Raw genomic sequence first — 26,261 nt, 5'->3', positions numbered from 1 at the left:
GAGCGGGGGCCCCGCGCCCCCGCTCGTCGCGGTTCAGCCCTGCGGGAGGGCGGCGACCACGTCGATCTCGACGAGGATGCTCGCCAGCTGCGAGCCCACCGTCGTGCGCACCGGATACGGAGCGGTGAAGAACTCCTCGTAGGCGACGTTGAACTCGGCGAAGTCGCTGAGATCCTGCAGGTGCACCGTCGACTTCACGACGTCGTCCATCGTCAGTCCGTGCACGGCGAGCACGGTCTGGATGTTGCGCAGGACCTGGCGGGTCTGGTCGCCCACGTTCTCGGCGATCGCGTTGCCGTTCGCGGCATCCTGCGGGCCGAACCCGGCCGTGTAGAGGAAGCCGTTCGCGACGACTCCATGGCTGTAGGGGCCTGCGGGAGCGGGCACGCCCTCGGTGTGGAAACCGGTCTTCGGCATGGTGCTTTCCTTTCTGTTGACAACAGGTCTGATCCCCGGACGGGGAAATCTCAGGCGGGGCGATCGGGAGTCCGGCGGAGACCGCGGCCCGGCAGCGCCCCCGTCGGCTCGCCACCGGCGAGCACGCGGATGCCGGCGACGAAGACGTCGTCGATGCCGACGGCCGAGGCGTGCGGACGCTCGTAAGTGGACATGTCCGCGACCGTCGCCGGGTCGACGATCACGAGATCTGCGACCGACCCGGCCTCGACGGCGCCGCGTCGACCGAGTCCGAATCGGCGAGCCGGCAGCGCCGACAGGTGATGCACGGCATCGGACCAGCTCCAGGCACCCAGCTCGCGCACGTACTCGCGAAGGAAGCGCGCGAACGTCCCCGCCGCACGCGGGTGCGGGTGCGCGCCGATGTGGATGCCGTCCGAGCCGCCGGTGTGCGCCGGATGGGAGAAGATGCGCGCGAGTTCCGTGTCGGAACGGGGATGACGCACCGCCATCACGGCGCTGCACTCCAGGCGGGACGCCGCGAGCGCGTCGAGCGCGATGTCGATCGGAGATGCGCCTGCACGTTCGGCTGCGGCGCGCAGCGTGAGTCCGATCGCCCATGCCCACTCGGGAGCGGCGATGTGGGCGAGCGTGATCATGTCCGGCCAGTCCGGTCCGAGACTGGCGCTCTGCGCCGCGCGCTTTGTGCAGGCCTCGCGCAGGTCTGCACGGCGTGCGGGGTCCGCGATCACCGCGACCGCCTCCGCTCTGGGCAATGCCGAGATCTCCGGGGGCAGCAGGGGCATGCCCAGGAGCGTGCACCCGCGGACGTAGGGGTAGGCGTCGAACGTCGCGTCCACCCCGGACTCCTCGAGCGCGTCCAACTGGCCCAGCACGATGTCGGCATCGGCATGGAAGTGCGAGATGTGCACCTTCAGCGGAGATCCGGACTCGCGTTCGGCCCGTCGTGAGATCTCCGCCACCTCCGCGATGCCGGCGGCGGTGTTCGACTCGTATCCTCCGCGCATGTGAGTGACGTAGACGCCATCGGCGCGGGCGACGGGCGCGCACAGCGCGGCGATCTCGGCCGCGTCCTGGAAGATCCCCGGCACGTAGTCGAGTCCGCTCGAAAGGCCGAGCGCCCCGGCATCCATCCCCTCCGCGATGAGATCCGCCATGCGACGCCGCTCGTCATCGCTCGCCGGACGGTCCTCCCGACCGCACACTTCGAAGCGCACCGTTCCGGCCGGCACGAGATAGCCCGCGTTGACCGCGGACGTGCCCTCGACGGCCGAGAGGTACGCGGCCACGCCGCCGCCCCGGTACGACGGGTGGGGCCCGTTGATCGCGGCGAAGTACTCGGAGGCGTACGCGCCGTCGCCGGGCGCGTACGACACGCCGTCCTGCCCGGCGATCACTGTGGTGATGCCCTGCCGCAGCAGCGTCCGGGTGACCTCGGGGTCCCCGAGCAGTCCGTCGGCGTGCGAGTGCACGTCGATGAAACCGGGCAGCACGAATCGAGCGGAGACGTCCAGGACGGTGTCGTCCTCGCGGGCGCTGATGCGCCCCACCCTGGTCACCTCGCCGGCCTCGATCGCGACATCGGCGCGCACCGGCCCGTCCGGAGTGATCACGGATCCGCCGCGCAGCACGGTGCGAGTGTTCATCGACCTCTCCTCAGAACCATGTGCGGACGAGGTCGACGACCAGGTCCGACTCCACTGACTCGACGACGGGCAGGATGCGCCACTTGTCGAACGCGGTGCACGGATGCGACAGTCCGAGGCGGACGACCGCTCCGACCGGCAACGACTGCTCGGAGCGCACATACGAGTGCTGGTCGTTCATCGCGGAGACCTCCGCCTGCAACGGGTTCCACGACTCGGACGCCGGGGCACGCCATGCGCGTGGGATCGGCATCCCTTCGTCGTACGGCAGATCGCGCTTGCCTCCGTCGACCAGTGCGAGACCGGGTTCGGGGCTGGACACCACCCGGGCGAATCCATGCATCGCATTGACGAACCGCGGCGAACCGGCCGAGTCGGCCGCCCCTTCGTCGAACGGGGAGATGCCGCGGTAGAAGCCGTCATCGTGCACGATGTACGCGCCGGAGCGGAGGACGAAATGTGTCCGCTCGTCGCGGGAGACGCCGCCCCAGATGTCCGCGACGATGTCGAAGTAGGCACTGCCCCCCGCCGTCAGGAGGACGTCGCCGTCGTCGTAGAGCGCTGCGAGTGCGGCGTGCAGTTCGAGCTGCGCCTCCAGGTACGACGTCACGGCCGCGATCGCGGCCGGCGAGCGGTCATGCGCCAGGCTGCCCTCGTACCCCGCGACGCCGGCGAGGCGCAGCACGGGCGAGGCGGCGATGCGTTCGGCCACGCGCTGCGCCTCGGCGATCGACCGCGCACCCGTGCGTCCGCCGGCGGCGCCCAGCTCGACGCACACGTCGACGGCGCGCGACGCGCCGGCCGCGCGCAGTCCGTGCTCCATCGCTTCGACCGCGTCGACGGAATCGACCCAGCTCACGAACCGGAAGTCCGGGTCCGTCAGTTCGCCGGCGAGCCACGCCAGCGAACGGGGGTCGACCGCGGCGTTGGCAAGCATGACGGCGTCGAGACCGCGGTCGCGCCCTGTTCGCACCTGCCCCATCGTCGCGAGGGTGATTCCCGTCGCACCGGCGTCGAGCTGCCGCTTCCAGAGCACCGGCGCCATCGTCGTCTTGCCGTGCGGCATGATCTCGATGCCTCGCTCGGCGCACCAGGTCGCCATGGTGGCGACGTTGGCGTCCATCGCGGTGTCATCGAGCGCGATGAGAGGGGTCCAGAACTCGTCCAGATGCGGACGCGTCGCAAGGAACTCCGCGATCGTCGCACCGACCGCCCTTTCGGGCAGCCCCTTGTCGCACGCCGTCAGCGGTGCTTCATCCCTGTCGAGCATTCCGGACCCCTCTCTCAGCGAACCGTTTTGAGCGTCGCGGTCGCCGCCAACTCGTGCAGCCGACCGGCGCCCTCGACATCGGGACGGATGGATGCCATCAGCGTGGCGATCACGCCGACGATCGAGATCACAGCCGCGTAGATGACGACGGGCCAGAACGCGCCGCCCGCTGCCGCGACCAGCGCGGTGCAGATCAGCGGCGCGAGTCCGCCGCCGAGCGTGTTGGACATCTGGTACCCGATGTTGACGCCGGTCGTGCGCGCCTCCGGGTCGAACATCTCCACCAGCATCGTCGACAGCGTCGCCTGCATGGCCACGCCGAACACCACGAAGCCGAGAATCTGGCCGGTCCAGATCAGCCACATGTTCCCCGTGTCGAACAACGCGAACGTGGGGTAGACCATGGCCGCGAAACCGAGGCATCCGATGATGTAGACCGTCCGCCGGCCGATGCGGTCGGAGATCGCACCCCACAGCGGGGCGACCACGATCTGAAGCAGACCCACCATCATCGTGCCGGCGAAGCCGACCCACGTGGGAAGGGTCTCGTCGGCCAGCATGTACGCCAGGCCGAAGGTGAGCACGACGTAGCCGGCGATCGACTGCGGCAGGCCGATCAGGATGCCCATGATCGCGTTCTTCGGGTGCCGGAACGCTTCGACGAGCGGGTTCGCCTTCTTGCCGGCTGCGGCGATCTGCAGCGCCTGCGTCTCGACGAACTCGTCGGAGTCCTCGAGGTGACGGCGCAGGATCACGGCCGCGATCGCGAGCACGATCGAGAACACGAACGGGATGCGCCAGCCCCACTGCAGGAACCACGACTCGGGGGTGAGACCGAGCAGCGCCATGAATCCGCCGGAGGCGACGTTCGCGATGCCGGCGCCGGTGATGAGGAACGCCCCGTAGAGTCCGCGCTTGCCGGTGGGTGCGGCTTCGACCACCATGGTCGCGGCACCGCCCATCTCACCGCCCACGAAGAAGCCCTGCAGCATCCGGAAGAACAACAGCAGCAGCGGAGCCGCGATTCCGATCGCCTGGTCGGAGGGGATCAAACCGATGCAGGTGGTGGCCAGTCCCATGCCGACGACGGTGCTCATCAGCACCACCTTCCGGCCGACGCGGTCGCCGACGATGCCCCAGATGATGCCGCCGAGCGGACGCAGGAAGAACCCGACGGCGAACGTCGCGAACGAGGCGAGCTGAGCGATCAGCGGATCGTTGGCGGAGAAGAAGACCGCGGGGAAGACGGCCGCCGCGGCGAGGCCGTACAGGTAGTAGTCGTAGTACTCGATGAGCGTGCCGATGGCCCCGCCAGCGACCGTCTTGCGCTGTTTCGGGGACAGACCACGTGATGCGGAAACAGTCGTCATCCGAGCCTCCTTGCTGGGTGAGGACGGGCCGGAACGGGATGCTCGGCCTCGACGTCTCGTGTTGGGTGACGCTAAGCTAGCAGGAAGACAGACAATCTGTCTATCTCTCGAATTTTTTGTTCAGTGGGTGAGCGATGACGATCAGGACCGCAGCAGAAGACGCAGCCGAAGCACTCGCGAGCGAGGCGAACCGGCAGACGTACGAGAGCGCCGAGGAGGTGCTGCGCCTATATCAGCCCGTGATGCGAGCGCTCGCGACCGCCGCCGGTCCGACGACCGAAGTCGTGCTGCACAACCTCGACGGGGCCGATGTCGACCTCGGCCACACGATCATGGCGATCGAGAACGGCCATGTCACCGGTCGAGCGGTCGGAGGTCCGTCCACGTCGCTCGGACTGGACGTGATGAAGGACCGACGCGCCGACCACGACGCGTTCGGCTACACCGGCCACACGAGCGACGGACGGGAGCTGCGCTGCTCTTCGGTGTACTTCCACAACTCCGTCGGCGACATCATCGCGTCGCTGTGCATCAACGTCGATCTCAGCCCGCTCCAGCAGGTGCGCAACATGCTCACCGCGCTCCTGCCGTCGTCCACGGCGACGGCGGACAGTCCCAAGGAGCACTTCGGCACGGACCTCGTCGCGGTCATGGACTCGATGATCAGCGACGCCATCCACGAGATCGGCCGACCGGTCGAGAACATGTCCCGCGACGACAAGATCAGCGTCCTCAAGCGCCTCGACGAGCGCGGCGCAACGCAGATGCGCAAGTCGGTCGAGGCGATCGCGAAGCGACTCGGCATCTCGCGAGTGACCGCGTACAGCTACCTGGAGGAGGCGAGGATCGGCCGATAGGCGACTCATCATGGACCACACGAATCGCACGATGCCCCCCGCCCCGGCACTCATCGCCCTCGGCGAGACGATGGCGCTCCTCACCCCCCACGACGCGACGCCGCTCACCGATGCAGAGAGCCTCCGCCTGACCGTCGGCGGCGCCGAATCGAACGTCGCCGCGCATGTCGCGCTGCTCGGACACCACGCGGCGTGGGTCAGCGCGCTCGGCGACGACCCCCTCGGACACCGCGTCCGCCGCACTCTCACCGAACTGGGCGTGGACACCGGCTGGGTCACGCTGGACCCTGATGCCCCCACCGGGGTGTACTTCAAGGACCCGGGTCACGGCGTGCACTATTACCGAGCGGGATCCGCGGCATCCCGGATGAATCCGCGGAGCGTCGCGACCATTCCCCTTGAGGATGCCGAGATCGTCCACATCTCCGGCATCACGCCCGCTCTTTCGCAGGACTGCGCCGCCATGATCGACGCGATCGTCGACAGGGTCGCCGCGGCCGACGGGGCCGCGCTGAGCTTCGATGTGAACCATCGCGCAGCGCTGTGGGCTGCACCGGTCGCCGCCCCCGTGCTGCTCGCGCTGGCGAATCGCTCCGACATCGTCTTCGTCGGACTCGACGAAGCCCAGACGCTGTGGGGATGCGCGACACCGGAGGACGTGCGCGCGCTGGTTCCGGCTCCCACCCACCTCGTGGTCAAGGACGGCGACGTCGGGGCGACCGAGTTCTCGCCCGAGGGCGCGGAGTTCGTACCGGCGATCCCGACCGAAGTCGTCGAGGCCGTCGGTGCCGGAGACGCCTTCGCCGCCGGGTGGCTCGCAGCGAGACTCGCCGGTGCTCCGCCGCAGGAACGGCTGCAGAGCGGACACGAGCGGGCGCACCTCGTGCTGCAGTCCACCGAGGACGTGGTCGGCGTCGCGGCGACGGAGGCAGGGGAATGACGATGACGCAGACAGGGAAAGGCGACCTCATGGACAACTCGGGATTCGAGGAGCTGTTCGGCGGCTCTCCGCTGATGGCGATCCTTCGCGGGATGGGCGCCGAGAGGAGTCTCGCCGTGTCGACCACCGCCTGGGACCTCGGCATCGACGTCGTCGAACTGCCCATCCAGACCGCGGAGGATCTCGAAGCACTGCGGGTGGTCGCCGCCGCCGGCAGGGAACGCGGCAAGATCGTCGGCGCCGGCACCGTCGTGTCCGCTGAGAACGTCGCCCAGGCGGCATCCGCCGGAGCCGGGTTCACCGTGAGCCCCGGCCTCGATCTCGACGTGGTCCGCGCCTCTCATGACGCGGGGCTGCTCAGCATCCCCGGGGTGGGCACCGCGAGCGAAGTGCAGCTCGCCATGAAGGCAGGGCTGACCTGGCTGAAAGCCTTCCCGGCGTCGGTGCTGGGTGCGTCGTGGCTCACCGCCATGCGCGGACCCTTCCCGCAGGCCCGCTTCGTGGCGACCGGCGGCATGAGCGCCGCCAACGCCGGCGAGTACCTGCGCGCCGGTGCCCGCGTGGTCGCCGTCGGGTCCGCCCTGGAGGACCCGGCGCAGCTGCCGCAGCTGGCCGGTCTTCTGGGCGCCGAGCGTTCATGACCGACCTCGACGCACGGCTCGCCCACGTCGACGCTCGCCTCGCCTACGAGATCGACGTGACCGCCGCCGCGCAGGCCGTCGAATCGGATGCCGCGGTGCTCGTCGACACCCGTCGCCGCGAATCCTGGGATCACGGACACATCGCCGGAGCGCTGCACCTGCCGACCGCGGACATCGATGCGAGGCTCGGTGATCTCCCCCGCGACCGCACCCTCATCGTGTACGGCTGGGGGCCTGGCTGCAACGGCGGCACGACCACCGCCCGCGTGCTCCTCGCCGCCGGTCTCGACGTGCGCGAACTGCTCGGCGGGTACGAGTACTGGGTGCGCAACGGCTACCCGATCGAGACCGGCGGCGTGATCGCACGCCGCACGCCGGATCCGCTGGTCACCGCGGACTCCTGACGCGCGGCGCGCGGAACGCGCCTTACTCGGAGACCGCCCAGTCGAGCTGCCCCTCGTGCTCCTCGAGCCACGCGTCGACGGCCTCGGCCTCACGATCCGCCCCGAACTCGTTGACGACGAGGTTCTCGAGCGAGCCGTACTGCTCGTCGTCGAGCGTGATCTGCCCGATCAGGTCGGCGGCCTCGGGGAACTCCTCGGCGAACCCCTTGTGCCCGAGGAAGTGGAGCCCCTCTGGGTCTCCCATCCCGTTCTCCGGATCCTCGAGCTCCTTCAGGCCGTAGGCGTCGATGGCCCAGAACGGCTTCCAGAGCGTGACCACGACGTCCTCCTCCGACTCCACGGCATCGTCGACGACGGTCAGCATGGCCGCGAGCGACGAAGACGTCAGCGTGTACTCGTCACCGAGTCCGTGCGTCGGGAAGAGCTTCTCGCTCGCCATGGTCGCGGTGCCGGAGCCGGGCTCGATCGTGTAGATCCGGCCGTCGAAGCGATCGCCCTGGCCGTGGAGATCGTCGACGGAGTCGATGTCGTCCATGTACTCGGGGACGGCGAGGAATCCCTGTGCGCCCTCGTAGTAGGTGCCGAGATCCTCCAGGTCGTCGCCGTACTTCTCCATGAACGCCTTCTGCGAGATCTCCGGCCATGCCGATGGGTAGATGTCGACGTCGCCCTGCGCGAGCGCGGTGTAGAGCATGCCCGGCTCGGTGAGCGTCTCCAGCTCCACGTCGTAGCCGAGCTTGGTCAACTGGTCCTCGAGCAGGTAGGCGTTGTTGACGGCATCCGTCCAGGACGGCAGGAAGCCGATCGTGATCGTGCCCATCTCCGATGGGCCCTGGGTGTCAGCCGAGCTCTCGCTCGTGCACCCGGTGAGGACCAGGGAGGCTCCCAGTCCGAGAGTCAGGATGCCGGTGGTGATGCGTGTACGCTTCGTCATGTTCCGTATGTCTCTTCCGTAGGTGTTGTCCTGCGCGCGGGCGCGCAAAAGGAAGGAGGCGCCGCAGCAGAAGCTGCGACGCCCCCGTTCTCAGGCGAGGATCACTCGGAGACGACCCAGTCGAACTGGTCGCCGTTCTCCTCGAGCCAGGCATCCACTGCCTCGGCTTCCTTGCCTTCGCCGTACTCGTTGACGACGAGGTCCTCGAGCGCACCGTACTGGGCGTCGTCCAGCTTGATCTGCTCGACGAGCTCAGCGGCCTCGGGGAACTCCTCGGCGAAGCCCTTGTGACCCATGAAGTTCAGGGTCTCGGGGGTGCCCATGGCGCCCTCGGGGTCCTCGAGCGTCTTGATGTCGTACGAGCTGTTCGCCCAGAACGGCTTCCACAGCGTGACGACGACGTCCTCCTTGTTGTCGATCGCCTCGCCGAGCACCGTCAGCATGGCGGCGGTCGACGACGTCTGCAGCGTGTACTCGCCGTCCAGGCCGTAGGCCGGCATCGCGACTTCCTGGGTCTGCTTGGTGAGTCCGGCGCCCGGCTCGATGCCGACGATGGTGCCGCCGAACATGTCGCCCTTGCCCTTGAGCTGGTCGATCGAGTCGATGTCGGTGTAGCTGGGAACGGCGAGCGTCAGCACCGCGTTCTCGTAGTACGCGCCGAGGTCCTCGAGGTCGTCGCCGTACTGCTTCATGTAGTCCGCGTGCGTGACCTCGGGCCATGCCGACGGGTACATGTCGACGTCGCCCTGCGCGAGACCGGTGTAGAGCGGGCCCGCCTCCGTGAGCTCTTCGAACTCGACCTCGTAGCCGAGCTTCTCGAACTGGTCCTGGAGCAGGTACGCCATGCTCAGACCGTCGGTCCAGGAGGGGAGGAAACCGAGCGTGATGGTGCCCTTCTCCTCCTCGGCCGAGCCCCCGGCCGAGTTGTCGTCCGAGCCGGTCGCGCATCCCGCGAGGGCGAGGGATGCGGTGACTCCGAGTGCTGCGACGGCTGTGATGTGCCGGTACTTCTTCATGGTGCTTCCTTTCGTATGCTGTGGTGCGTTCCGTATGGATTCGGTATCAGGCAAGGACGGATGCCGCGGCATCCGCTGCCTGGGTGCGCTGTGCCGCGCGGCGACGGCCGAGGACGCCCAGCAGGGACGCCGGGTAGTCGTTCGGCGTGCCGAGCGCAGCGGTGACGCGGTCGAGGTAGACCGCGACGAGCACAACGGCGAGTCCGGCCTCGACGCCCTTGGCCGTGTTGACCGTCGAGATCGCCAGCACGACCTCCTTGCCGAGCCCGTCCGCGCCGGCCATACCGGCGATGACGACCATCGAAAGGGAGAGCATGATGACCTGGTTGACGCCGGCCATGATGGACGGCATCGCGAGCGGGAGCTGGATGCCGCGCAGGATCTGACCCGGCTTCGCACCGAACGCCTGTCCGGCCTCGACGGTCTCGGAGTCGACTCCGCGGATGCCGAGCTCGGTGAGCCGGACGCCGGGCGGGAGCGCGAAGATCACGGTCGCGACGAGTCCGGGGACGACGCCGATGCTGAAGAATACGATCGCCGGGATCAGGTACACCATGGCGGGCATGGTCTGCATGAAGTCCAGGACGGGCTTGAGGATCATCCGCACGGTGTCGTTGCGCGCCGACCAGATCCCGAGCGGGACAGCGATGGCGATCGCCACCGCCGCCGACACCAGCACGAGAGCCAGCGTCTGCATCGACAGTTCCCACAGGTCCATCGAGACGATCAGCAGGAACGAGATGACGGTGCCGACGGCCATCTGCCAGGAGCGGACGAGCCAGGCGATGAGCGCGAAGATCGCGATCATGACCGGGAACGGCGTGCCGACCAGGATGTCGGTCAGCCCGTCTACGAGGAACCGCACGACGAACGAGATGAGATCGAGCAGGCCCTCGAGGTTGTCCTTGACCCAGTCGACGACGGACGCGACCCACTCGCCGATGGGGATGCGGAAACCATCCATCACAGCACCTCCTTCTCGGGCGCCTGGCCTTCGACGGCGGTGGCCGTGGCATCCTGCGCCTCATCGAGCACGGCGTCGATCTCGGCCTGCGGGACGGGCCGCAGCGGGAGGGTGATCTCCTCCGTGGAGCCGGGGCCGGGGCCGAGGGCCGCCAGCAGTGTGACGCGGGGAATGACGCCGACGAGGCGGCCGCCACCGTCGACGACGGCCAGCGGAAGCGGCGACTCCACCGCGGGGACGAACAGGTTCATCAGGACCTCGTCCTCGGAGACGCTCTGCGGCACCGGCTTGAGGATCGAGGCGAGCGACGTCTCGCCCTTGCGGACGAGCTTGATCGCATCGCGGTCGGTGACGATCCCCAGGAGCTTGCGGTCGCGTCCGGTGACGTACGCGGCGGACATGTAGGCGTCGCGCATCTGACGCAGTGCCGTCCGAGGACCCGTCGTCTCGGCGACGACCGGACGCGGCAGCTCCATGACGTTGGATGCCGTGAGCACACGTGCACGGTCGACATCCTGCACGAACTGCTCGACGTAGTCGTTGGCGGGGTCGGTGAGGATGTCCTCCGGTGTGCCGATCTGGACGATCCGTCCGTCGCGCATGACCGCGATCCGGTCGCCGAGGAACATCGCCTCGTTCAGGTCGTGCGTGATGAACACGATCGTCTTCTGCAGCTTCTGCTGCAGTTCGAGCAGCTGCTCCTGCATCTCGCGGCGGATCAGCGGGTCGAGGGCGCTGAACGCCTCGTCCATGAGCAGGATCTCGGTGTCGGCGGCGAGCGCTCTGGCGATGCCGACGCGCTGCTGCATTCCACCGGACAGCTGGGAGGGGAACTTGTCGCCGTTGCCCTCGAGCCCCACCATGGCGAGGACCTCTTCGGCCTTGGCGAGGCGCTCGGCGCGCGGCACGCCGCGGAGTTCGAGCGGGTAGGCGATGTTCGCGGCGACGGTGCGGTGCGGCAGCAGCGCGAAGTGCTGGAACACCATCGACACGTTGTCGCGGCGGATCTCGCGCAGGCGGGATGCCGGGATGCCGGTGATCTGGTCGCCACCGACGATGACGGAGCCGTCCGTCGCGTCGTGCAGACCGTTCAGCATGCGGATGATGGTGGACTTGCCGGAACCCGACAGGCCCATGATGACGAAGATCTCGCCCTTGTTGACGGAGAAGCTGGCGTCGATGACGGCAGCGGTTCCGGCGTCGAGGACGTCGTTTCGGGATTCGCCGGACTTCAGGCGGCGGACGGCTTGGTTCGGGTTCCGTCCGAACACCTTGAACAGATGGCGCGCTTCAAGAGCGGTTTCGGTCACGTTTCCCCCGCGACTCACCGTTTTCAGGGTCTCGGTGAGCCCGCTTCGGTTGCGCCCGGGTGACGTTCACAAGGCCGTTTCGACAACGCTGCATGGCGGCACTGGCAGAGGATTTCGGATCCCCCGCAAAGAACATCGACCTTACGTCCACGCCTCTTCGTTAGCACAGCTGAAATCGAAAGAAGGACGCGGTCGCGGACTGGTCTTCGGGCGTCATGCCCGCTCTCCACCGTAACAAAACGGCTGGTCAGGGCAAATCGACGGCGTGTCGGAACCACGTGGAATCGTCGCCTGAACGGGGATTTGGACGATGCAGTGGTGTATCGGATTCAGCGGCGGATGCTGCGGTTCACGGTGAACTTCGGCGTGCGATGCACCTGCTCGGTCGGGCCGACCAGACGCGTGAGTTCGCCCCTGTACCCGAGCGTCGAGTTGTAGACCGTCCAGAGTTCGCCGCCCGACCTGAGAAGCCGAGCAGCCGCCTCGAACAGACGCGACGCCGCCGCCGTGTGCACGCTCGTCCCGAGGTGGAACGGCGGGTTGAGCAGCACGACGTCGGCCAAAGCATCCGCCAGCTCCGACCCGGCGTCGTCGTGGGTGACCTCGACGCGCTCGGCGAGGCCGTTGGCGATCATGGTTCCCCGAGCGGATGCCGCGGCAGCAGCCGAGCGGTCGGTCGCGATCACGTGGGCGCTGGGGTGCGTGAGCGCGTACACGGCGGCGAGCGCGCCGGTGCCGCAGCCGAGGTCGACGACGACATCACCGGGCGGCACGCGGTCGAGCACATCGAGCAGCACCCGCGTGCCGATGTCGATGCGTGCACCGGCGAACGCGCCGCCGTGCGCGGCGAGGGTCAGTGCGCCGACGGTGCCGACGGAATCATGCGTCGCCTGCACCGGGAACGGCGGCGTCTCCGGTACATCACGCGGCTCCTCCGCGACGATCAGCCGTGACTTCCGCTCCGCCCGCTGCGGCTGCACACGCGCGAACGAACGCGCCAGCACGTCGTTCTGCGCGAGCGTCATGTGCTTGACCCGGCCGCCGGCCATCAGCACGACGTCGTCCGCGGCCCACCGCGCCACGGCATCCGCGATCTCCTCGAGCTCGGCGAGCGCCTTCGGGAGCTGCAGCAGGACGAGCCGAGCGCCGGTCAGCAGCCCGGCATCCAGCTCGTGCGGGACGAATATCGTGCCGAATGCCGGATGACTCCCGGCCCGTCCGGCCTCGGTGTTGGTCGACACGCGGTCGGCGTCCTGGTTTCGAGTCAGTGCGAGCGCCGCTGCGTTGTGCACCAGCGCCCGACGACCGGTCGCGAGGTCCTGATGAACGCGGAGCCCTCCGAGTCCGGCATCCGCCAGGGCGAGCGTGATCGCACCGTACCCGTCACCGATCACGACGATCTCGGCACCGGTCAACCCCCGGTCGGAGGCGACAGCGAGACCCCGCTCGACGAGCAGCAGATCGGTCGCGTCGTGGGCCTGCAGATTCGGCGCCTCGACGTCGGGGGAGCGCCGCAGGCGCTCGTACGGGAACTCGGACACCACACCACCCTAGGCGTCGCTGCTATGCGTCCCGAGGCCCGGCATCCAGGTCCGCGAGCAGGTCGACCGCGGCGCGCGCGTACTCGCCGATCCAGCGGTCGTGGATGCGCTTGATCGGCAGCGGAGCGAGGGTCAGGTGGCGCTCTCTGCCGACCCTCCGCCCGATGACGAGCTCGGCCTGCTCGAGCACGCGGAGGTGCTGCAGCACGGTCGTCCGATCGAGCTCGGGGAACTGCGCGCACAGACCGCCCGTGGTGCAGGGCGCGGCGCGCAGCGCATCCAGCATCCGCCGCCGGACCGGCGCCGCCAAAGCCTTGAACACGAGGTCGTCGTCGGAAACTCTTCCCTCGCTCGAATTCATGTTGTAATCTTACAACATGTCAGCCACCGAAGCGCTCACCGAACTGTCCTTTTCCGTGTCGGGCCGCGTGGCCCGACCGATCGCCGAGGCCTACGAGGCCGTCGCCGACCCCGCGCAGCTCTCGCGCTACTTCACCACCGGCGGCGCCCGCGGCCGGCTCGAGGCAGGCGCCGACGTCACGTGGGACTTCGCGGACTTCCCCGGTCGATTCCCCGTCACGGTGGTCGAGGCATCCGCTCCCGATCGGATCGTCATCGAATGGGACGGCGACAATGCCGCAGACGGCGCTGCCAAGACCCGCACCACGTTCGAGTTCTCGTCGATCGACGATGGCGCCCGCACGCTCGTGACCATCACGGAGCAGTCCTGGCAAGCAACCGCCGATGGCGCGAAGTCGGCATTCGGCAACTGCGAGGGCTGGACCGGAATGCTCGTGGCCATGAAGGCGTGGCTTGAGCACGGCATCAACCTGCGCGAGGGCTTCTACCGCTGACGCGCGCACCGAGCATCGCCCGAAGGGCCGGCACCGCAGGTGTCGGCCCTTCGGCATTCCTTGACAGGGGTCTGGGTTCTATGGTTACTTAGTCAAGTAAGTAACCGACAGACCAGCCGGAGGCATCGTGATCGAAGAAGGCAAAGCGCTCTTCCTGCAGATCGCCGAGCAGATCGAGGACTCGATCGTCGACGGTTCGCTGGAAGAGGAGTCCCAGGCTCCGTCGACCAACGAGCTGGCGGCCTTCTACCGGATCAACCCCGCCACCGCAGCGAAAGGAGTCGCCATGCTCACCGACAAGGGCGTGCTGTACAAGCGCCGCGGCGTCGGCATGTTCGTCACCGCCGGCGCGCGCGATCAACTCCGCACCGAGCGCCGCGCCGCCTTCGCCGATCGCTACATCGATCCTCTCCTCGCCGAGGCCCGCACGCTCGGGCTCGGCGCGGATGACCTGGCCGCACTGCTGCGCGAGCGCGCGGCGGAATCCACCACCACAGGCACCACCACAGAAGGGAAGAACCCCGCATGACCGCCGTCATCGAGGTGCAGAACCTCTCCAAGCGCTACAAGGACAAGCGCGCACTCGACAACGTCTCACTGTCGGTCGAGGGCGGCGCCATCTACGGCCTCCTCGGTCGCAACGGCGCCGGCAAGACCACGCTGATGTCGATCCTCACGGCCCAGAACTTCGAATCGTCGGGAACCGTCAAGGTCTTCGGCGAGCACCCGTACGAGAACGCGCACGTCCTCAGCCGGATCTGCTTCGTCCGCGAGAGTCAGAAGTATCCGGACGACGCCTACCCCCGGCACGCGTTCAAGGCCGCGAGCCTCTTCTTCGAGAACTGGGACCAGGCGCTCGCCGACGAACTGATCACCGAGTTCCAGCTGCCGATGAAGACGACCATCAAGAAGCTCTCCCGCGGACAGCTCTCCGCGGTCGGCGTGATCATCGGGCTCGCTTCCCGCGCCGAGATCACCTTCTTCGATGAGCCCTACCTCGGGCTGGATGCCGTGGCGAGACAGATCTTCTACGACCGCCTGGTCGAGGATTACGCAGAGCACCCTCGGACGATCATCCTCTCCTCCCACCTCATCGACGAGGTGTCCAACCTCATCGAGAAGGTCATCGTCATCGACAACGGTCAGATCCTGCTGAACGAGGACACGGATTCCGTGCGCGACCGCGCCGTCACCGTCATCGGCGATGCGGAGAAGGTCGACGCCTGGGCCGCAGGACGTGACGTCCTGCACCGCGAAGCTCTCGGGCGGGTGGCCTCGGTGACCGTGCTCGGCGCCCTCACCGACGACGATCGCGTCAGCATCGCGGCATCCGGATTGGATCTGGCTCCGGTGTCGCTGCAGCAGCTCGTCGTCCGACTCACCCAGAAAGCCGCCGCTGCATCCACCATGGAGGAGGTCCGCTGATGCGCACGCTCAACGTCATCCGACTGCAGTTGATCAACAAGGGCACGTTCATCTGGTATCCGCTGATGATCCTCGCCGCAGCCGTGCTCATTTCCGTGCTCATCTACGCGATGATCCCTTTCGACGAACCGAAGTACGGCGGTGGCGGGCAGGCACCGCTGTGGTATTTCTTCGCCGTAGGAATGTCGGCGATGACTCTGACCTTCCCGTTCTCGCAGGCCATGAGCATCACACGTCGGGAGTTCTTCCTCGGCACGCTGCTCACCGCGATCCTTGCGAGCGCTCTCATGGGCGTGCTGTTCCTCATCGGCGGCGGCATCGAGATGCTCACCAACGGATACGGCGTCAACGGGTACGTCTTCTACCTGCCGTGGTTGTGGGAGATGGGTCCGCTCGGCGCGTTCGTCGTGTACTTCACCCTCGCCCTGTTCTTCTTCGTGATCGGGTTCACCGGGGCGACGATCTTCAAGAGCTGGGGGCAGATGGTTCTGATCATCGCGATCTTCGCCCTCACCCTCGTGCTGCTCGCGCTGGTGTTCCTCGTCACGCGCCTCGAGGCATGGGGCCAGGTCTGGGAGGGCATCCTGACGCTCGGCGCCGTCGGCCTGGCACTGTGGGGCCTCGTCGTCGTCGCAGCGCTCTCGGTGGTTTCGTTCCTCGCGTTCCGCAGGACGATCCCGTAAGGCAGGTCGTCTGATCTGAGGGGCGGATGCCGCGGCATCCGCCCCTCAGATCGTGTCGTCCGCGGCGATGATGTCGAGGCTCCAGACCCGCGTGTCCGGGTCGTCGGGGTCGTGCGCGTCGCCGACCTCTTTGATGGCCTCCTGGATGCGGCGCTCGAGCTCGGTGAACTCCGCCTCGTTCAGCCGAAGGTTCGCCTGCGAGAACGTGCCGTGCACGACCGGGTCGCGGCCGGAGACGTACTCGGGGGCCCAGGCCATGACCTTGCGCAGCATCTCGAGATGATCATCAGCGAGCGCGTTCATCAGCACCCCGCCGAGAACCTCGTCGGGGATCGGATGCTCAGGGGAGCCGACGTTCCATGAGCCCTCGACGGCTTTCCACACGCGGTCGCGCTTGTCTCGGGCATGCTCGGGGGCCTCTTCGATGAGGCCGGCGGCGGCGAGCACGCGCAGATGGAAGCTGATGCTGTTCGCCGGGATGCCCAGGTCGGCGGCGAGGTCCGCGGCGCGCGCATGACCGCGGCCGGCGACCGCCCTGGCGATGCGGCGGCGGAGCGGGTGCGCATACGCCTTGAGCATCGCCGTGGTCGCCGGCTTCGCGTCCGGATGCACCGGTTTCGCGTTCTCGTCTTCTGCCACTCTCGGATTCTATCCACACCGACTATTGCGCAATGATTGTTGCGCACCTACTGTTGCGCATCTATGCTCGAGCCATGGCCACCGTCACGCCGCACCGCCTGGTGCACAACGCCCGCTACCTCACCTGGCTGATCAGCGACACCGCCAAGGGACTGGCGTCTGCGCTGTTCGGGTTCGCGATCCCGCTCATCGCGCTGATCGTCACGAACGATCCGGCCCAGGCGGGCATCATCAGCGCGGTCGGCATGACGATCCGCACGATCACGACGGTGTTCGGCGGCGTGCTCGCCGACCGTCACCACCGGATCGTCATGATGATCATCGGCTCCGCGGCTGGCGTGGTGATCGCCGGGGCCTTCACCGTGCTCGCGCTCACCGATGCGCTCACGTTCGCCACCCTGCTGCTGATCGACATCGCGCTGGCCGCTCGCACCGGGCTGTTCGACATCGCCGGGGAGAGCGCACTGAAGGAAATCGTGCCGGACGACGCGATGGGTCGGGCGCAGGCCGCCAACCAGGGGCGCGACGCGGTGCTGCAGCTCGCCGGCGGCCCTCTCGGCGGGGTGCTGCTCGCTGCTGGGGCCTGGCTGATCGGCGCCGCGATGGCCGTGCTCCATCTGATCGCGACGATTACGGCCTGGATGCTGCTGCGCACGGCCGAGGCGGGGAACCGGGACGATCTGCTCGACGATCGGCGCGTCGCGCCTCGACACGCCGACGCCGACGCCGACGCAGCGATGGATGGTCCAGGTTTTCCGGGTGGAGAGTCGGAGGCCGCGGCATCCACGGGTCTCGTGGCGGCCGCCGTTGCGGTCGGAAAGCCGAACGCGCTGCGCGAAGTCGCCGAGGGATTCCGGTGGCTGTTCTCCCGCCCGGACCTGCGAGGCGTGCTGTTCGTCGCCACGATCGTGAACCTCGGTTTCAGCACCGCGATGACCACCGTCATCTACTCCCTGCAGCAGTCCGGTCACTCCACGATCACGATCGGGTTCCTCGCGACGGCGGGCGGCGTCGCGATGCTGCTGGGTGCGCTGGTCGCGCCTCTCCTGGTCTCGCGCGTGCGGGCGAGCGTCGTCATCATCGGGGGCCTGGCCGTCGCCACGCTCGGTGTCTTCGGGATGATCCCGGCTCAGGAACCGTGGGCGCTGATGGTCGTGCTCGGCGTGACCGTGTTCTTCATCCCGGCCGTCAACGCCGCGCTGATGGGGTACTTCATGGTGGCGACGCCCACCGAGCTGCTGGGCCGCGCCAACAGCGCATCCGCCGTCCTCGGGATGGGCGCCATGCCTCTCGCGCCGCTGATCGCCGGGTTCGGGCTCGCCGCGATCGGCCGCGAGAACACGCTCATCGCGGCAGCCGTTCTGTGCGTGATCTCGGTCGTGCTGGCCGTCGTCAACTCCGGCCTGCGCGCGCTGCCGGCCGAGTCCGGCTGGACCGCTCACGCGCGACAGTTCGAGATCTGAACTGGGATGCTTGACTCTGACACCGTGTGAGGCGGGAGAACAGAAGCATGTTGTCCATCGGAGCGTTCGCGCAGATCGGCCAGGTGACCCACCGCCAGTTGCGGCACTGGGACACGGCCGGGCTGCTCGTGCCCGCCCACGTGGACGAGTTCAGCGGTTACCGCTCGTACGATCCGTCGCAGCTCGAGAAGCTGCACCGGATCGTCGCGCTGCGCCAGCTCGGGTTCGGTCTCGACGACATCGCCCTGATCCTCGAACAGGGAGTGGATGCCGAGCGCATCGGCGCCCTGTTGCGGATCCGCCGGGCCGAGGTCGAGCAGGAGCATCGGCTGGCGGCCGCACGGCTCGTCGACGTGGAACGGCGGCTCCACCTCATCGAAAGCGAGAATCAGATGTCCACCATCGAGATCATCGAGAAGCCCCTTCCCTCCGTCCGGCTGGCGGCGCGTCGTGCGACCGCCGCGTCGCAGCCCGAGGTCGCCGGCGTCGTCGGACCGGCCTTCGATGCCGTCGCCGAGATCATCGGCGACGAGAAGGGGTCGCTGACCACACCCATCGCCCAGTACTCCGCCGCAGAGGACGGCACCGAGGTCATCGCCGGCTACGCGTACACCGGCCCAGCCCGCGACGGCTTCGAGGTCATCGACCTGCCCGCCGCGGATCTGGCGATCTGCGGCATCCATCTCGGATCGATGGACCGGATCGCCGTGAGCTGGCAGCAGATCCACACCGAGATCATCGCGCGCGGCTTCGCGCCGTCCGGCCCGTGCCGGGAACTGTACGTGCGCGCCGTCTCGGACGATCAGTCCGACTGGGTCACCGAGCTGCAGCAGCCCGTCGCCCGCGCCTGACGCGGCCACCCCGGCATCCCGCCGTCAGCGCCGCGCCAATCCGGGAGCCGCGGCCCAGAGAGCGCGCCGGACCCGAGATCATGCCGGCCCGTCGTCCGGATGCCGGGGCTACAGCGCCCCGACCAGAGCCGCCACACCGGCGATCGCGGAGACGAGAGCGAGTACGAGGGCGATCGCGATGAGCACGACGTGCACCTTCAGGAACGCGGTCGCCCTGCCCTCGGCATCCTTCGCACGCGGGTCCTGGGCGACCCGCTTGTAGAACCGCGGCCACACGATGACGTTGAACGCGGCGTTGAGGAAGAGGAGGATCGCGAGGGGAATCACCTCTCCACCGTATCCGGACGCAGTCCATGTATCAGAAAGCTCTTGCCCTGCTCCTGGTAGGTGTGAGCACAATGAGCACCATGACCGACGCCTCCCCCGAAGGCGCCGTCAGCGATGGCACCGCACGCTGGGAACTCGCGGCAGCCCTCTTCGCTGACTGGCGTGCCGGCGACGCGCGCGCCATGGACGAGCTGGTGCGCCTGATGACGCCCGTGCTCTGGCATGTCGTGCGCGCCTACGGACTCGAACGCACCCTCGCCGAGGACGTCGTCCAGACGACCTGGCTCGCGCTCGTGCGCAGCCACGACTCCGTCGCCGATCCGCAGGCGATCTCCGGGTGGCTGACCGTCACCGCCCGACGCGAGGCGTGGCGGGTCGCGAAGCAGCACCGGATCGCCACGGCGACGGCCGACGAGGTGCTCGATCCGATGCTTCCGCACGAGCAGTCCACCGAGGAACGCGTCGCCGACGCCGATGAAGCCGCCCGGCTCTGGACGGCCCTCGCCACACTCACCGACCGCTGCCAGCGCCTGCTGCGCGTGGTCGCCTTCGACGACCGCCCCGACTACGCGACGATCGCCGCAGACCTCGACATGCCGATCGGGAGCATCGGCCCGACACGACAACGGTGCCTCGCCAAGCTGCGCACGGCGCTGACGGATGCCGGAGGTGCACGATGAGCGACGACGACCTGTTCGCGGCGCTCCGAGCGGCGGCCGACCAGTACGACCCGATGCCGGCGGATCTCGCCGACCGCATGGTCGCGGTGGTCGCGGTCGCCGACCTCTCGCGCGAATACGCCCTGCTCACCCTGATGGAGGGCATCGAGTCGCCGGTCAGAGGGGATGCCGAGACCACGACCATGCAGTTCAGTGACGGCTCGGCCACCGTGCTGCTGCACATCAGCCGCACCGACAACGGCCGCCGCCGCATCGACGGCTGGATCGACGCCGATGCATCCGAGGTGAGGCTTTCGCAGGGCGAGCGCACCTGGACGGCACAGCCGGCCGAGCACGGCCGCTTTGCGTTCGACGACGTGCCGCCGGGACTCTGTCGCGTGCAGGCGATGACGGCGGGAGACGCCAAGGATCTGCTCACTCCTCAGTTCGAGGTGTGAGCGCCACGGGGGATGAACGCGGCGGCCCAGCCGCCGGGAGGGGACACGCATGGATCAGCCGAGCAACTGGAGTTGGCAGGACAGGGCGGAGGGGTCGATACCGCGAGGAACGGCACTCGATCCGAGCATCGATCCCGTCGACGGCATCCGCGCCTACCCCACGGCGTATCTGCCGACACGGATGCTGATCGCCGAACGGCTCGACGACGAGAACGGCGCCTACGACCGCGACCTGAAGATCCTGATGGATGCCGCGCGCTCGTTCGGCTGGCAGCTGGATATCGAAGGCACCGATCTCGTCCGTGCGGGCCTGCGCGAGGACAGCCTTCCGGGTGTCCCCGGTCTGCGTCGCGCGCATCTCACGACACCGGACGAACTGGAAGGCAGCGAGTCTCCGGTCGCCCCTGATGCCTGGCGCGTCCTGCAGCGCGCCCGCAAGATCGTCCGCGGGCCGATGCCGCGCGCGAGTCTGGAGCATGTCCTGTCGATCGACCCCGTCGGGCTCAACCCGTTCACCCGATCCAACCCGTTCACCCGGTCCAACCCGTTCACGCGATCGAACCCGGTCCGCGGAGCGGGAGCGGTCGGTACCGACGACTACCTGGAACCAGGGCGAGGCGGACGCCAGCCCATCGCCTGGGTGGGTCCGGGTCCGGTGCGCGGCCCGCACCCGAAGAAGGGCGGTCGTCGTGCGGTGATCGCCGTGCTCGACACCGGCTGCGGCATCCACGACTGGCTTCCCGATTCGATCGTCACGCGCAGTCTCACGCTGGACGGTGAGCCCATCGGACTCATCGGAGACGACGACCCAGAGCGGTTCCCGGATCTGTACGGCCAACTCGACGGCGAGATCGATGCCGTCGCCGGCCACGGCACGTTCATCGCCGGCATCCTGCGGCAGACCGCGCCCGACGCCGATATCGTGTCGATCCGCGTCGCCGGTTCGCTCGGCGTCGTGGACGAGAGCGTGTTCCTCGCCTCCCTGGCCGCCGTGATCGAGCTGCACCGGCGGTGGGTCGCCGGTGAGTCGGGCGGACATCCGATCGACGTCCTCAACCTCTCACTCGGGTACTACCACGAGACCCCGACCGACGGTCTCTTCTCGCTGACCCTGTACGACCTGCTGCGCACGGCGCGAGAGACAGGGATGGTCGTCGTCTGCTCCGCGGGAAACGACGCGGTCGACCGCCCGGCCTTCCCCGCATCGCTGTGGGCATGGCCGGGCACCGACAACGGCCTGCACGACGACAAGGGCGTGCCGCACGTCTCGGTCGGCGCGCTGAACCCGTCGCTGCGGTCGCTCGCACTGTTCTCGAACGTCGGACCATGGGTGCGCACCTACGCGCCCGGCGCCGCGGTCGTCTCCACGACGCCCGCGTTCACCGGCGGCTCGCAGGCGGCCACCCGGGCCGATTTCGAGGGCTTCGACCGGCAGACCGTCGACCCGGATGACTACCGCGGCGGCTTCGCGGCATGGAGCGGCACGTCGTTCGCCGCCCCGTACGTGGCGGGCCGGATCGCAGCGGCGCTCGCCCCATCCCTCGACAGCGCGACGAAGGTGCCGAGGGCGGGGGTCGACGCCGCAGTGGATGCCGTACTCGCCACTCTGCCTCCGGACGCGCCGCTGTCCTGAGCGAACTTCACGCCTGCATGCCGCGCCAGACCACGTCGAACGCGGCATGCAGGCGCTCGCGCGCTCGGGGAGAGTCCATTCCATCGCCGCGGACGACGAGTTGATAGTAGGCCGCGCCGGCGAGGGCGTCGAAGCACGCCTCGACATCGAGATCGGCCCGCAGGATGCCGCGCTCGATGCCCGCTCGGAGCGCGTTCTCGAGCGGCACCCGGCGACGGGAGACATGCGAGTTCCAATACGCCTTCTGCAGCGCGCGGTCCCCCATCACGAGCCGGATGCGCTGACGGAAGCGGGCCTCGGAGTAGCCCGCGGCGGTCACCGACGTCGGAGCACCCAGCAGCGTGGCGAAGACCGTCTCCCGGAGATCGCCGTCGGTCGGCACCGCAGGCGGAACCGTGCGACCGACATCCAGCGCTGCCGCGATGAGCGCCGTCAGCGACGGCCAGCGCCGGTAGAGGGCCGCGCGGCTCACGCCGCTGCGCGCGACGACGCGCGAGACGGTGACCTCCTCTTCGGCATCGATCAGCGCGAGCGTCGCGGCGATGATCTGTCCGTCGATGTCCTCGTCCCGTGGGCGGCCGGGTCGACGGCGCACCGCGGACCCGGCCTCCACCGTCGTCATGCGCCCAGCGCGCGCTCGCGCAGGCGCGCCTCCGTGTCGGCGCTGAGCCCGGCGTCCCGCAGCGGAGCGAGGGCGTCGCCGTGCCGGTCGCGCAGCGTCTGCAGAAGCATCCGCATCGACACCTCCATCGACCCCTCCAGCAGAGCCGTCGTCTCGTCGCGCGTCGACACGTCGATGCCGAGCGCCCGCCACATCGCGCCCATAACGGGTTCGCTGCGGCGCATGATCTCACGCATGTTGTCGCCGGTGCGGGCGTAGTCGGCGACGATGGCCTCGTCGCTTGCGCCGAGCACGAGCAGCAGCATCGCCGCGAGGACTCCGGTGCGATCCCGTCCGGCCGCGCAGTGGAACGCGGCGGCCCCGGGGGTGTAGGCGATGATGTTCAGCGCGGTCACCAGCTGCGGGGCCGCGACCTCGACCATTCCGACGTACATCTCGCCCATGGACTCGTGGCTGAACTGCGGTCGGCCGTCCTTCATCGACTGGCCCACGTCGGCGATCAGCGGCAGGTGGTGATATGAGACCGTGTAGTCGGCGAGCGGGCCGCGCCCGGTGGTGGCCACCTCGAGCGGCGAGCGGAGGTCGATGATCGCGGTCAGCCCGCTCGCGACGAGATCCGACGCCACCTCCGGTGTGACGTACGCGAGATCGTCCGTGCGGATCGCGACGCCGCAGCGCAGCACACCGCCGTCGATCGCGATCCCGCCGAGGTCGCGGAGGTTCACCGGGGCGCTGAGGGTGAGTTCGATGGCGGTCATGTGATTCTCCTTCGGATGAGGGCACTGCCCTGGTCGATCGCCGTGACGAGCACGATGATGCAGATGATGATGGCGCTGAGGTGTCCGTAGTCGTACATCCGCATCGCCGTGGTGAGCTCGAGGCCGATGCCGCCGGCGCCGACGAGTCCGAGGATGGTCGCGCCTCGGACGTTCCCCTCGAACAGCAGCAGCGTGTACGACACCAGCAGCGGCGCCGCCTGGGGCAGGATGCCGTACTGGATGATCTGACGCTTCGACGCACCGACCGCCTGCATGGCCACGATGGGCCCGTCGTCGACGGACTCCATCGCCTCGGCGAAGATCTTCCCGATCGATCCGAGCGAGCCCAGCGTCATGGCCAGGATGCCGGCGAACGGCCCGAGCCCCACCGCCGAGACGAACATCAGCGCGAAGACGAGATCCGGCACCGAGCGGATGATGTTCATGACCCACCGCGACGGGTAGTAGAGCCACTTCGGCGCGATGTTCGACGAGGCCCCGAACGCGACGAACAGCGAGAGTACGGCGCCCAGCACGGTGGCGATGATCGCCATCTGCAGGGTCTCGACCAGAAGCGCGAGGATCGTGCCGATGTCGGAGAAGTCCGGCGGGAACAGCCGTGACATGAACTCCGCCATGTTGACGGTGCCTTCGGCGAGCGCCGTGAAGTCGAATCCGACGCCGCTGGCCGACCACAGCAGGACCCCGATCGCTACCGGGATGCCGATGAGGAAACGGGTCCGCGGAATCCGGAAAGCCCGCTCGAGCCGGTCGCGCTCGGCGTCCGAGAGCTGCGGCGTCTCGCGCCGCGAACGCGGTTCAGCGGTCGTCGTCATCGTCGTCCTCCTCGTCGTAGAGCACCGACAGTGCGTCGGCGTCGAGATCGGCTGTCGCACCGGACACGAGCATCTCGCCGTGTCGGAGTCCGACGATGCGGTCGCTGTGCTCGAGCGCGAGCGGCAGCACGTGCAGGCTCACCAGCACCGGGATGCCGTCCTCGCTGGCGATCTCGCGCAGCAGACGCAGCACGGATCCCGCGAGCTTGGGGTCGAGCGACGCCACCGGCTCGTCGGCGAGGATCACACGCGGCTGCTGCATGAGCGCCCGAGCGATCGCGACGCGCTGCTGCTGTCCGCCGGAGAGCGAGCGAGCGGGTTCGGTGGCCTTGTGCGCGATGCCGACCCGGTCGAGCAGCTCCAGCGCTCGCGTGCGCTGCTCGCGGGAGAATCCGCCGGCGAGGTTGATCGCGCCGGCACCGTGCAGGCCACCGGTGAGCACGTTCGTCAGCACGCTGAGCCGAGGAATGAGATTGAACTGCTGGAACACCTGGCCGACCTCGCTGCGCAGGGTCCGCAGCTCACCACGGGCGAGGTTTGTGACGTCATGACCGGCGACCCGCACGGACCCGCCGGAGATCGGCGCGAAGCCGGTCAGGCTCTTCATGAGCGTCGACTTGCCGGAGCCGGATGCCCCGAGCAGGGCGACCGTTTCGCCGGGGAAGAGGTCGAGGTCGACGCCGTCGAGCACCGGCTTCGCGCTCTTCTCGTACGAGACCCTCAGATCGCGCACGGTCACGAGCGGCAGCGCCTGCCGCAGCTCTGCCGTCGTCACGGGGACGTCCGTGGCCCGAGGGGCGGATGCCGCGGCATCCGCCCCTCGCTTCGTCACGATGCTCATTCCAGGTCCTCGAGCTCGACGCCTGCGACCGAGGCGATCTCGGCGAAGGACGAGAAGATGCCGGGGTCCGGGGCGATCTCGACCTCGAGCCCGATGAACGAGCTGTAGGCCGAGAGCGCCTCGGCGTTCTCCTCGGAGAAGACCTTCGGCAGCGCCTCCTCCAGCTGCGTGCGGGTCTCGTCGTCCAGCGACTGCCGGGAGAGCACCGTGCCCATGACGTCCATGGCCGGGCTCTCGCCGACACCGCGCCACTCGCCCTCGGCGAACGGGAACATCGGCGCTCCGAGCTCGGTCAGCATGATCGCTGTGCATGCGGCATCCACCTGGCCCTGCTCGAGCGCGGCGAAGCTGCCCTCGTGTCCGCCGGCGAAGATCGCCTCGTAGTCCTCGCCCTGCTCCAGCCCCACCTCGTGCAGCATGTAGACCGGCATGAAGTAGCCGGAGCTGGATGCCTGGTCGGCGAAGGCGACGGTCTTGCCCTCGAGGTCTTCCAGCTTCTGGATCGGGGAGTCCTCCAGGACGACGCAGGTCGAGACGGGATCGTCGGACCCCTTCCAGGCGAGCAGTGCGTCGACCTCGCCGGTGTTGACGGCGAGCGCGGACGGGAACCCGCTCATGATCCCGATGTCGACGTGGTCGTTGCGGATCGCCTCGACGACGCTGAGGTAGTCGGGCACATCGGTGACCTCGACCTCGCGACCGGTCTCGGCCTCAAGCAGTTCGACGAGGGCCTCGATGGGGTTCTCCTGCGTCGGGTCGTCCGACGCAGGCAGGGTGGCGATCGTGATCGGCGCGTCGGCGGCGGGAGCGGCGCCCGCCTCCGGAGACTGGCAACCGGTCAGGGCGAGTGCAGCAATACCGAGCATGCCCACCGCAGAGAGGGTGTAACGGCGCATGGCGGA

The 26,261-nt window shown here is 68.5% G+C and carries 30 protein-coding genes; 13 read left to right on the top strand and 17 right to left on the bottom strand.

What is annotated here, in order from left to right; translation table 11 throughout:
- Positions 1-33: 33 nt before the first annotated feature.
- The 4 genes from AC3ANJ_RS01315 to AC3ANJ_RS01300 are packed head-to-tail and all read right to left on the bottom strand — an operon-like array spanning position 34 to position 4,703.
- The gene (locus AC3ANJ_RS01315) at positions 34-417 is read right to left on the bottom strand and encodes a RidA family protein (protein WP_429462492.1); all 384 of its coding nucleotides are present in this window, start codon (positions 415-417) and stop codon (positions 34-36) included.
- A 50-nt stretch (positions 418-467) separates the two neighbouring features.
- Positions 468-2,063 (bottom strand): N-acyl-D-amino-acid deacylase family protein, encoded by a 1,596-nt coding sequence (locus AC3ANJ_RS01310; protein WP_488317870.1) that lies wholly within the window; start codon positions 2,061-2,063, stop codon positions 468-470.
- 10 nt (positions 2,064-2,073) lie between these two features.
- Complete coding sequence (locus tag AC3ANJ_RS01305) at positions 2,074-3,333, bottom strand: alanine racemase (protein ID WP_488317869.1); 1,260 nt, start codon at positions 3,331-3,333, stop codon at positions 2,074-2,076.
- Between the two features lie 14 nt (positions 3,334-3,347).
- Entirely contained in the window at positions 3,348-4,703 is a 1,356-nt protein-coding gene (locus AC3ANJ_RS01300) for an MFS transporter (RefSeq protein ID WP_488317868.1), read from the bottom strand.
- 134 nt (positions 4,704-4,837) lie between these two features.
- Here AC3ANJ_RS01300 and AC3ANJ_RS01295 point away from each other — a divergent pair, with 134 nt between their 5' ends.
- The 4 genes from AC3ANJ_RS01295 to AC3ANJ_RS01280 are packed head-to-tail and all read left to right on the top strand — an operon-like array spanning position 4,838 to position 7,545.
- Positions 4,838-5,560 (top strand): helix-turn-helix transcriptional regulator, encoded by a 723-nt coding sequence (locus tag AC3ANJ_RS01295; RefSeq protein ID WP_488317867.1) that lies wholly within the window; start codon positions 4,838-4,840, stop codon positions 5,558-5,560.
- 10 nt (positions 5,561-5,570) lie between these two features.
- The gene (locus AC3ANJ_RS01290) at positions 5,571-6,500 is read left to right on the top strand and encodes a sugar kinase (protein WP_488317866.1); all 930 of its coding nucleotides are present in this window, start codon (positions 5,571-5,573) and stop codon (positions 6,498-6,500) included.
- A complete protein-coding gene (locus tag AC3ANJ_RS01285) occupies positions 6,497-7,141 on the top strand; it encodes a bifunctional 4-hydroxy-2-oxoglutarate aldolase/2-dehydro-3-deoxy-phosphogluconate aldolase (RefSeq protein ID WP_488317865.1) in 645 nt (214 codons plus the stop codon). The genes AC3ANJ_RS01290 and AC3ANJ_RS01285 overlap by 4 nt, the downstream gene beginning before the upstream one ends.
- On the top strand, positions 7,138-7,545 hold the full coding sequence (locus AC3ANJ_RS01280; RefSeq protein ID WP_488317864.1) for a rhodanese-like domain-containing protein: 408 nt from the start codon (positions 7,138-7,140) through the stop codon (positions 7,543-7,545). Before AC3ANJ_RS01285 ends, AC3ANJ_RS01280 begins: the two co-directional genes overlap by 4 nt.
- Positions 7,546-7,567: 22 nt before the next feature.
- Here AC3ANJ_RS01280 and AC3ANJ_RS01275 read toward each other — a convergent pair whose 3' ends face one another.
- The 6 genes from AC3ANJ_RS01275 to AC3ANJ_RS01250 all read right to left on the bottom strand — a co-directional run bounded on the left by AC3ANJ_RS01275 (position 7,568) and on the right by AC3ANJ_RS01250 (position 13,671).
- Positions 7,568-8,479, bottom strand: coding sequence for a glycine betaine ABC transporter substrate-binding protein (locus tag AC3ANJ_RS01275; protein WP_488317863.1), 912 nt, complete (start codon positions 8,477-8,479; stop codon positions 7,568-7,570).
- 101 nt (positions 8,480-8,580) lie between these two features.
- On the bottom strand, positions 8,581-9,495 hold the full coding sequence (locus tag AC3ANJ_RS01270; RefSeq protein WP_488317862.1) for a glycine betaine ABC transporter substrate-binding protein: 915 nt from the start codon (positions 9,493-9,495) through the stop codon (positions 8,581-8,583).
- Between the two features lie 46 nt (positions 9,496-9,541).
- Positions 9,542-10,459: an ABC transporter permease gene (locus AC3ANJ_RS01265; protein ID WP_488317861.1), complete on the bottom strand. Its 918-nt coding sequence runs from the start codon at positions 10,457-10,459 to the stop codon at positions 9,542-9,544.
- A complete protein-coding gene (locus AC3ANJ_RS01260; RefSeq protein ID WP_488317860.1) occupies positions 10,459-11,769 on the bottom strand; it encodes a quaternary amine ABC transporter ATP-binding protein in 1,311 nt (436 codons plus the stop codon). The genes AC3ANJ_RS01265 and AC3ANJ_RS01260 overlap by 1 nt, the downstream gene beginning before the upstream one ends.
- 329 nt (positions 11,770-12,098) lie before the next feature.
- Complete coding sequence (locus AC3ANJ_RS01255; RefSeq protein ID WP_488317859.1) at positions 12,099-13,310, bottom strand: class I SAM-dependent methyltransferase; 1,212 nt, start codon at positions 13,308-13,310, stop codon at positions 12,099-12,101.
- A gap of 22 nt (positions 13,311-13,332) precedes the next feature.
- A complete protein-coding gene (locus AC3ANJ_RS01250) occupies positions 13,333-13,671 on the bottom strand; it encodes an ArsR/SmtB family transcription factor (protein ID WP_488317858.1) in 339 nt (112 codons plus the stop codon).
- Between the two features lie 16 nt (positions 13,672-13,687).
- Here AC3ANJ_RS01250 and AC3ANJ_RS01245 point away from each other — a divergent pair, with 16 nt between their 5' ends.
- The 4 genes from AC3ANJ_RS01245 to AC3ANJ_RS01230 all read left to right on the top strand — a co-directional run bounded on the left by AC3ANJ_RS01245 (position 13,688) and on the right by AC3ANJ_RS01230 (position 16,272).
- On the top strand, positions 13,688-14,164 hold the full coding sequence (locus tag AC3ANJ_RS01245; protein WP_488317857.1) for an SRPBCC domain-containing protein: 477 nt from the start codon (positions 13,688-13,690) through the stop codon (positions 14,162-14,164).
- 127 nt (positions 14,165-14,291) lie between these two features.
- A complete protein-coding gene (locus tag AC3ANJ_RS01240) occupies positions 14,292-14,693 on the top strand; it encodes a GntR family transcriptional regulator (RefSeq protein ID WP_488317856.1) in 402 nt (133 codons plus the stop codon).
- On the top strand, positions 14,690-15,589 hold the full coding sequence (locus AC3ANJ_RS01235; RefSeq protein ID WP_488317855.1) for an ABC transporter ATP-binding protein: 900 nt from the start codon (positions 14,690-14,692) through the stop codon (positions 15,587-15,589). The genes AC3ANJ_RS01240 and AC3ANJ_RS01235 overlap by 4 nt, the downstream gene beginning before the upstream one ends.
- Positions 15,589-16,272, top strand: coding sequence for a hypothetical protein (locus tag AC3ANJ_RS01230; protein ID WP_488317854.1), 684 nt, complete (start codon positions 15,589-15,591; stop codon positions 16,270-16,272). The genes AC3ANJ_RS01235 and AC3ANJ_RS01230 overlap by 1 nt, the downstream gene beginning before the upstream one ends.
- A 45-nt stretch (positions 16,273-16,317) precedes the next feature.
- Here the strand turns inward: AC3ANJ_RS01230 and AC3ANJ_RS01225 are convergent, their stop codons facing one another.
- Positions 16,318-16,911 (bottom strand): winged helix-turn-helix domain-containing protein, encoded by a 594-nt coding sequence (locus tag AC3ANJ_RS01225; RefSeq protein ID WP_488317853.1) that lies wholly within the window; start codon positions 16,909-16,911, stop codon positions 16,318-16,320.
- A gap of 74 nt (positions 16,912-16,985) precedes the next feature.
- On the opposite strand from AC3ANJ_RS01225, the gene AC3ANJ_RS01220 reads away from it, so the two are divergent.
- Positions 16,986-18,374 (top strand): MFS transporter, encoded by a 1,389-nt coding sequence (locus AC3ANJ_RS01220; RefSeq protein WP_488317852.1) that lies wholly within the window; start codon positions 16,986-16,988, stop codon positions 18,372-18,374.
- 47 nt (positions 18,375-18,421) lie between these two features.
- Positions 18,422-19,225 (top strand): MerR family transcriptional regulator, encoded by an 804-nt coding sequence (locus AC3ANJ_RS01215; RefSeq protein WP_488317851.1) that lies wholly within the window; start codon positions 18,422-18,424, stop codon positions 19,223-19,225.
- 108 nt (positions 19,226-19,333) lie between these two features.
- On the opposite strand, the gene AC3ANJ_RS01210 is transcribed toward AC3ANJ_RS01215, so the two are convergent.
- Positions 19,334-19,552: an SCO4848 family membrane protein gene (locus tag AC3ANJ_RS01210; RefSeq protein ID WP_406247622.1), complete on the bottom strand. Its 219-nt coding sequence runs from the start codon at positions 19,550-19,552 to the stop codon at positions 19,334-19,336.
- Positions 19,553-19,623: 71 nt separating this feature from the next.
- Here AC3ANJ_RS01210 and AC3ANJ_RS01205 point away from each other — a divergent pair, with 71 nt between their 5' ends.
- From AC3ANJ_RS01205 to AC3ANJ_RS01195, 3 genes are read left to right on the top strand one after another with little or no spacing between them, the layout of a single operon-like run.
- Positions 19,624-20,232 carry an RNA polymerase sigma factor gene (locus AC3ANJ_RS01205; protein WP_488317850.1) on the top strand — a complete coding sequence of 203 codons (609 nt, stop codon included), beginning with the start codon at positions 19,624-19,626 and terminating at the stop codon, positions 20,230-20,232.
- Positions 20,229-20,669 carry a hypothetical protein gene (locus AC3ANJ_RS01200; protein ID WP_488317849.1) on the top strand — a complete coding sequence of 147 codons (441 nt, stop codon included), beginning with the start codon at positions 20,229-20,231 and terminating at the stop codon, positions 20,667-20,669. The genes AC3ANJ_RS01205 and AC3ANJ_RS01200 overlap by 4 nt, the downstream gene beginning before the upstream one ends.
- 49 nt (positions 20,670-20,718) lie before the next feature.
- Positions 20,719-22,302 (top strand): S8 family peptidase, encoded by a 1,584-nt coding sequence (locus AC3ANJ_RS01195; RefSeq protein ID WP_488317848.1) that lies wholly within the window; start codon positions 20,719-20,721, stop codon positions 22,300-22,302.
- A 7-nt stretch (positions 22,303-22,309) separates the two neighbouring features.
- Here the strand turns inward: AC3ANJ_RS01195 and AC3ANJ_RS01190 are convergent, their stop codons facing one another.
- Genes AC3ANJ_RS01190 through phnD form a run of 5 tightly spaced genes read right to left on the bottom strand, consistent with a single transcriptional unit; the run spans position 22,310 to position 26,255 of the window.
- Positions 22,310-22,924 carry a TetR/AcrR family transcriptional regulator gene (locus AC3ANJ_RS01190; protein ID WP_488317847.1) on the bottom strand — a complete coding sequence of 205 codons (615 nt, stop codon included), beginning with the start codon at positions 22,922-22,924 and terminating at the stop codon, positions 22,310-22,312.
- Positions 22,921-23,682 (bottom strand): tyrosine-protein phosphatase, encoded by a 762-nt coding sequence (locus tag AC3ANJ_RS01185; RefSeq protein WP_488317846.1) that lies wholly within the window; start codon positions 23,680-23,682, stop codon positions 22,921-22,923. Before AC3ANJ_RS01185 ends, AC3ANJ_RS01190 begins: the two co-directional genes overlap by 4 nt.
- The gene (gene phnE, locus AC3ANJ_RS01180) at positions 23,679-24,518 is read right to left on the bottom strand and encodes a phosphonate ABC transporter, permease protein PhnE (protein ID WP_488317845.1); all 840 of its coding nucleotides are present in this window, start codon (positions 24,516-24,518) and stop codon (positions 23,679-23,681) included. Before phnE ends, AC3ANJ_RS01185 begins: the two co-directional genes overlap by 4 nt.
- A complete protein-coding gene (locus AC3ANJ_RS01175; RefSeq protein ID WP_488317844.1) occupies positions 24,502-25,359 on the bottom strand; it encodes a phosphonate ABC transporter ATP-binding protein in 858 nt (285 codons plus the stop codon). The genes phnE and AC3ANJ_RS01175 overlap by 17 nt, the downstream gene beginning before the upstream one ends.
- Complete coding sequence (gene phnD / locus AC3ANJ_RS01170; protein ID WP_488317843.1) at positions 25,356-26,255, bottom strand: phosphate/phosphite/phosphonate ABC transporter substrate-binding protein; 900 nt, start codon at positions 26,253-26,255, stop codon at positions 25,356-25,358. The genes AC3ANJ_RS01175 and phnD overlap by 4 nt, the downstream gene beginning before the upstream one ends.
- Positions 26,256-26,261: the final 6 nt, after the last annotated feature.

This window comes from Microbacterium sp. STRO-1N, assembly GCF_057748015.1.
The sequence above is the reverse complement of the archived record's forward strand: the minus strand, read 5'-3'. Positions and strand labels throughout refer to the sequence as shown.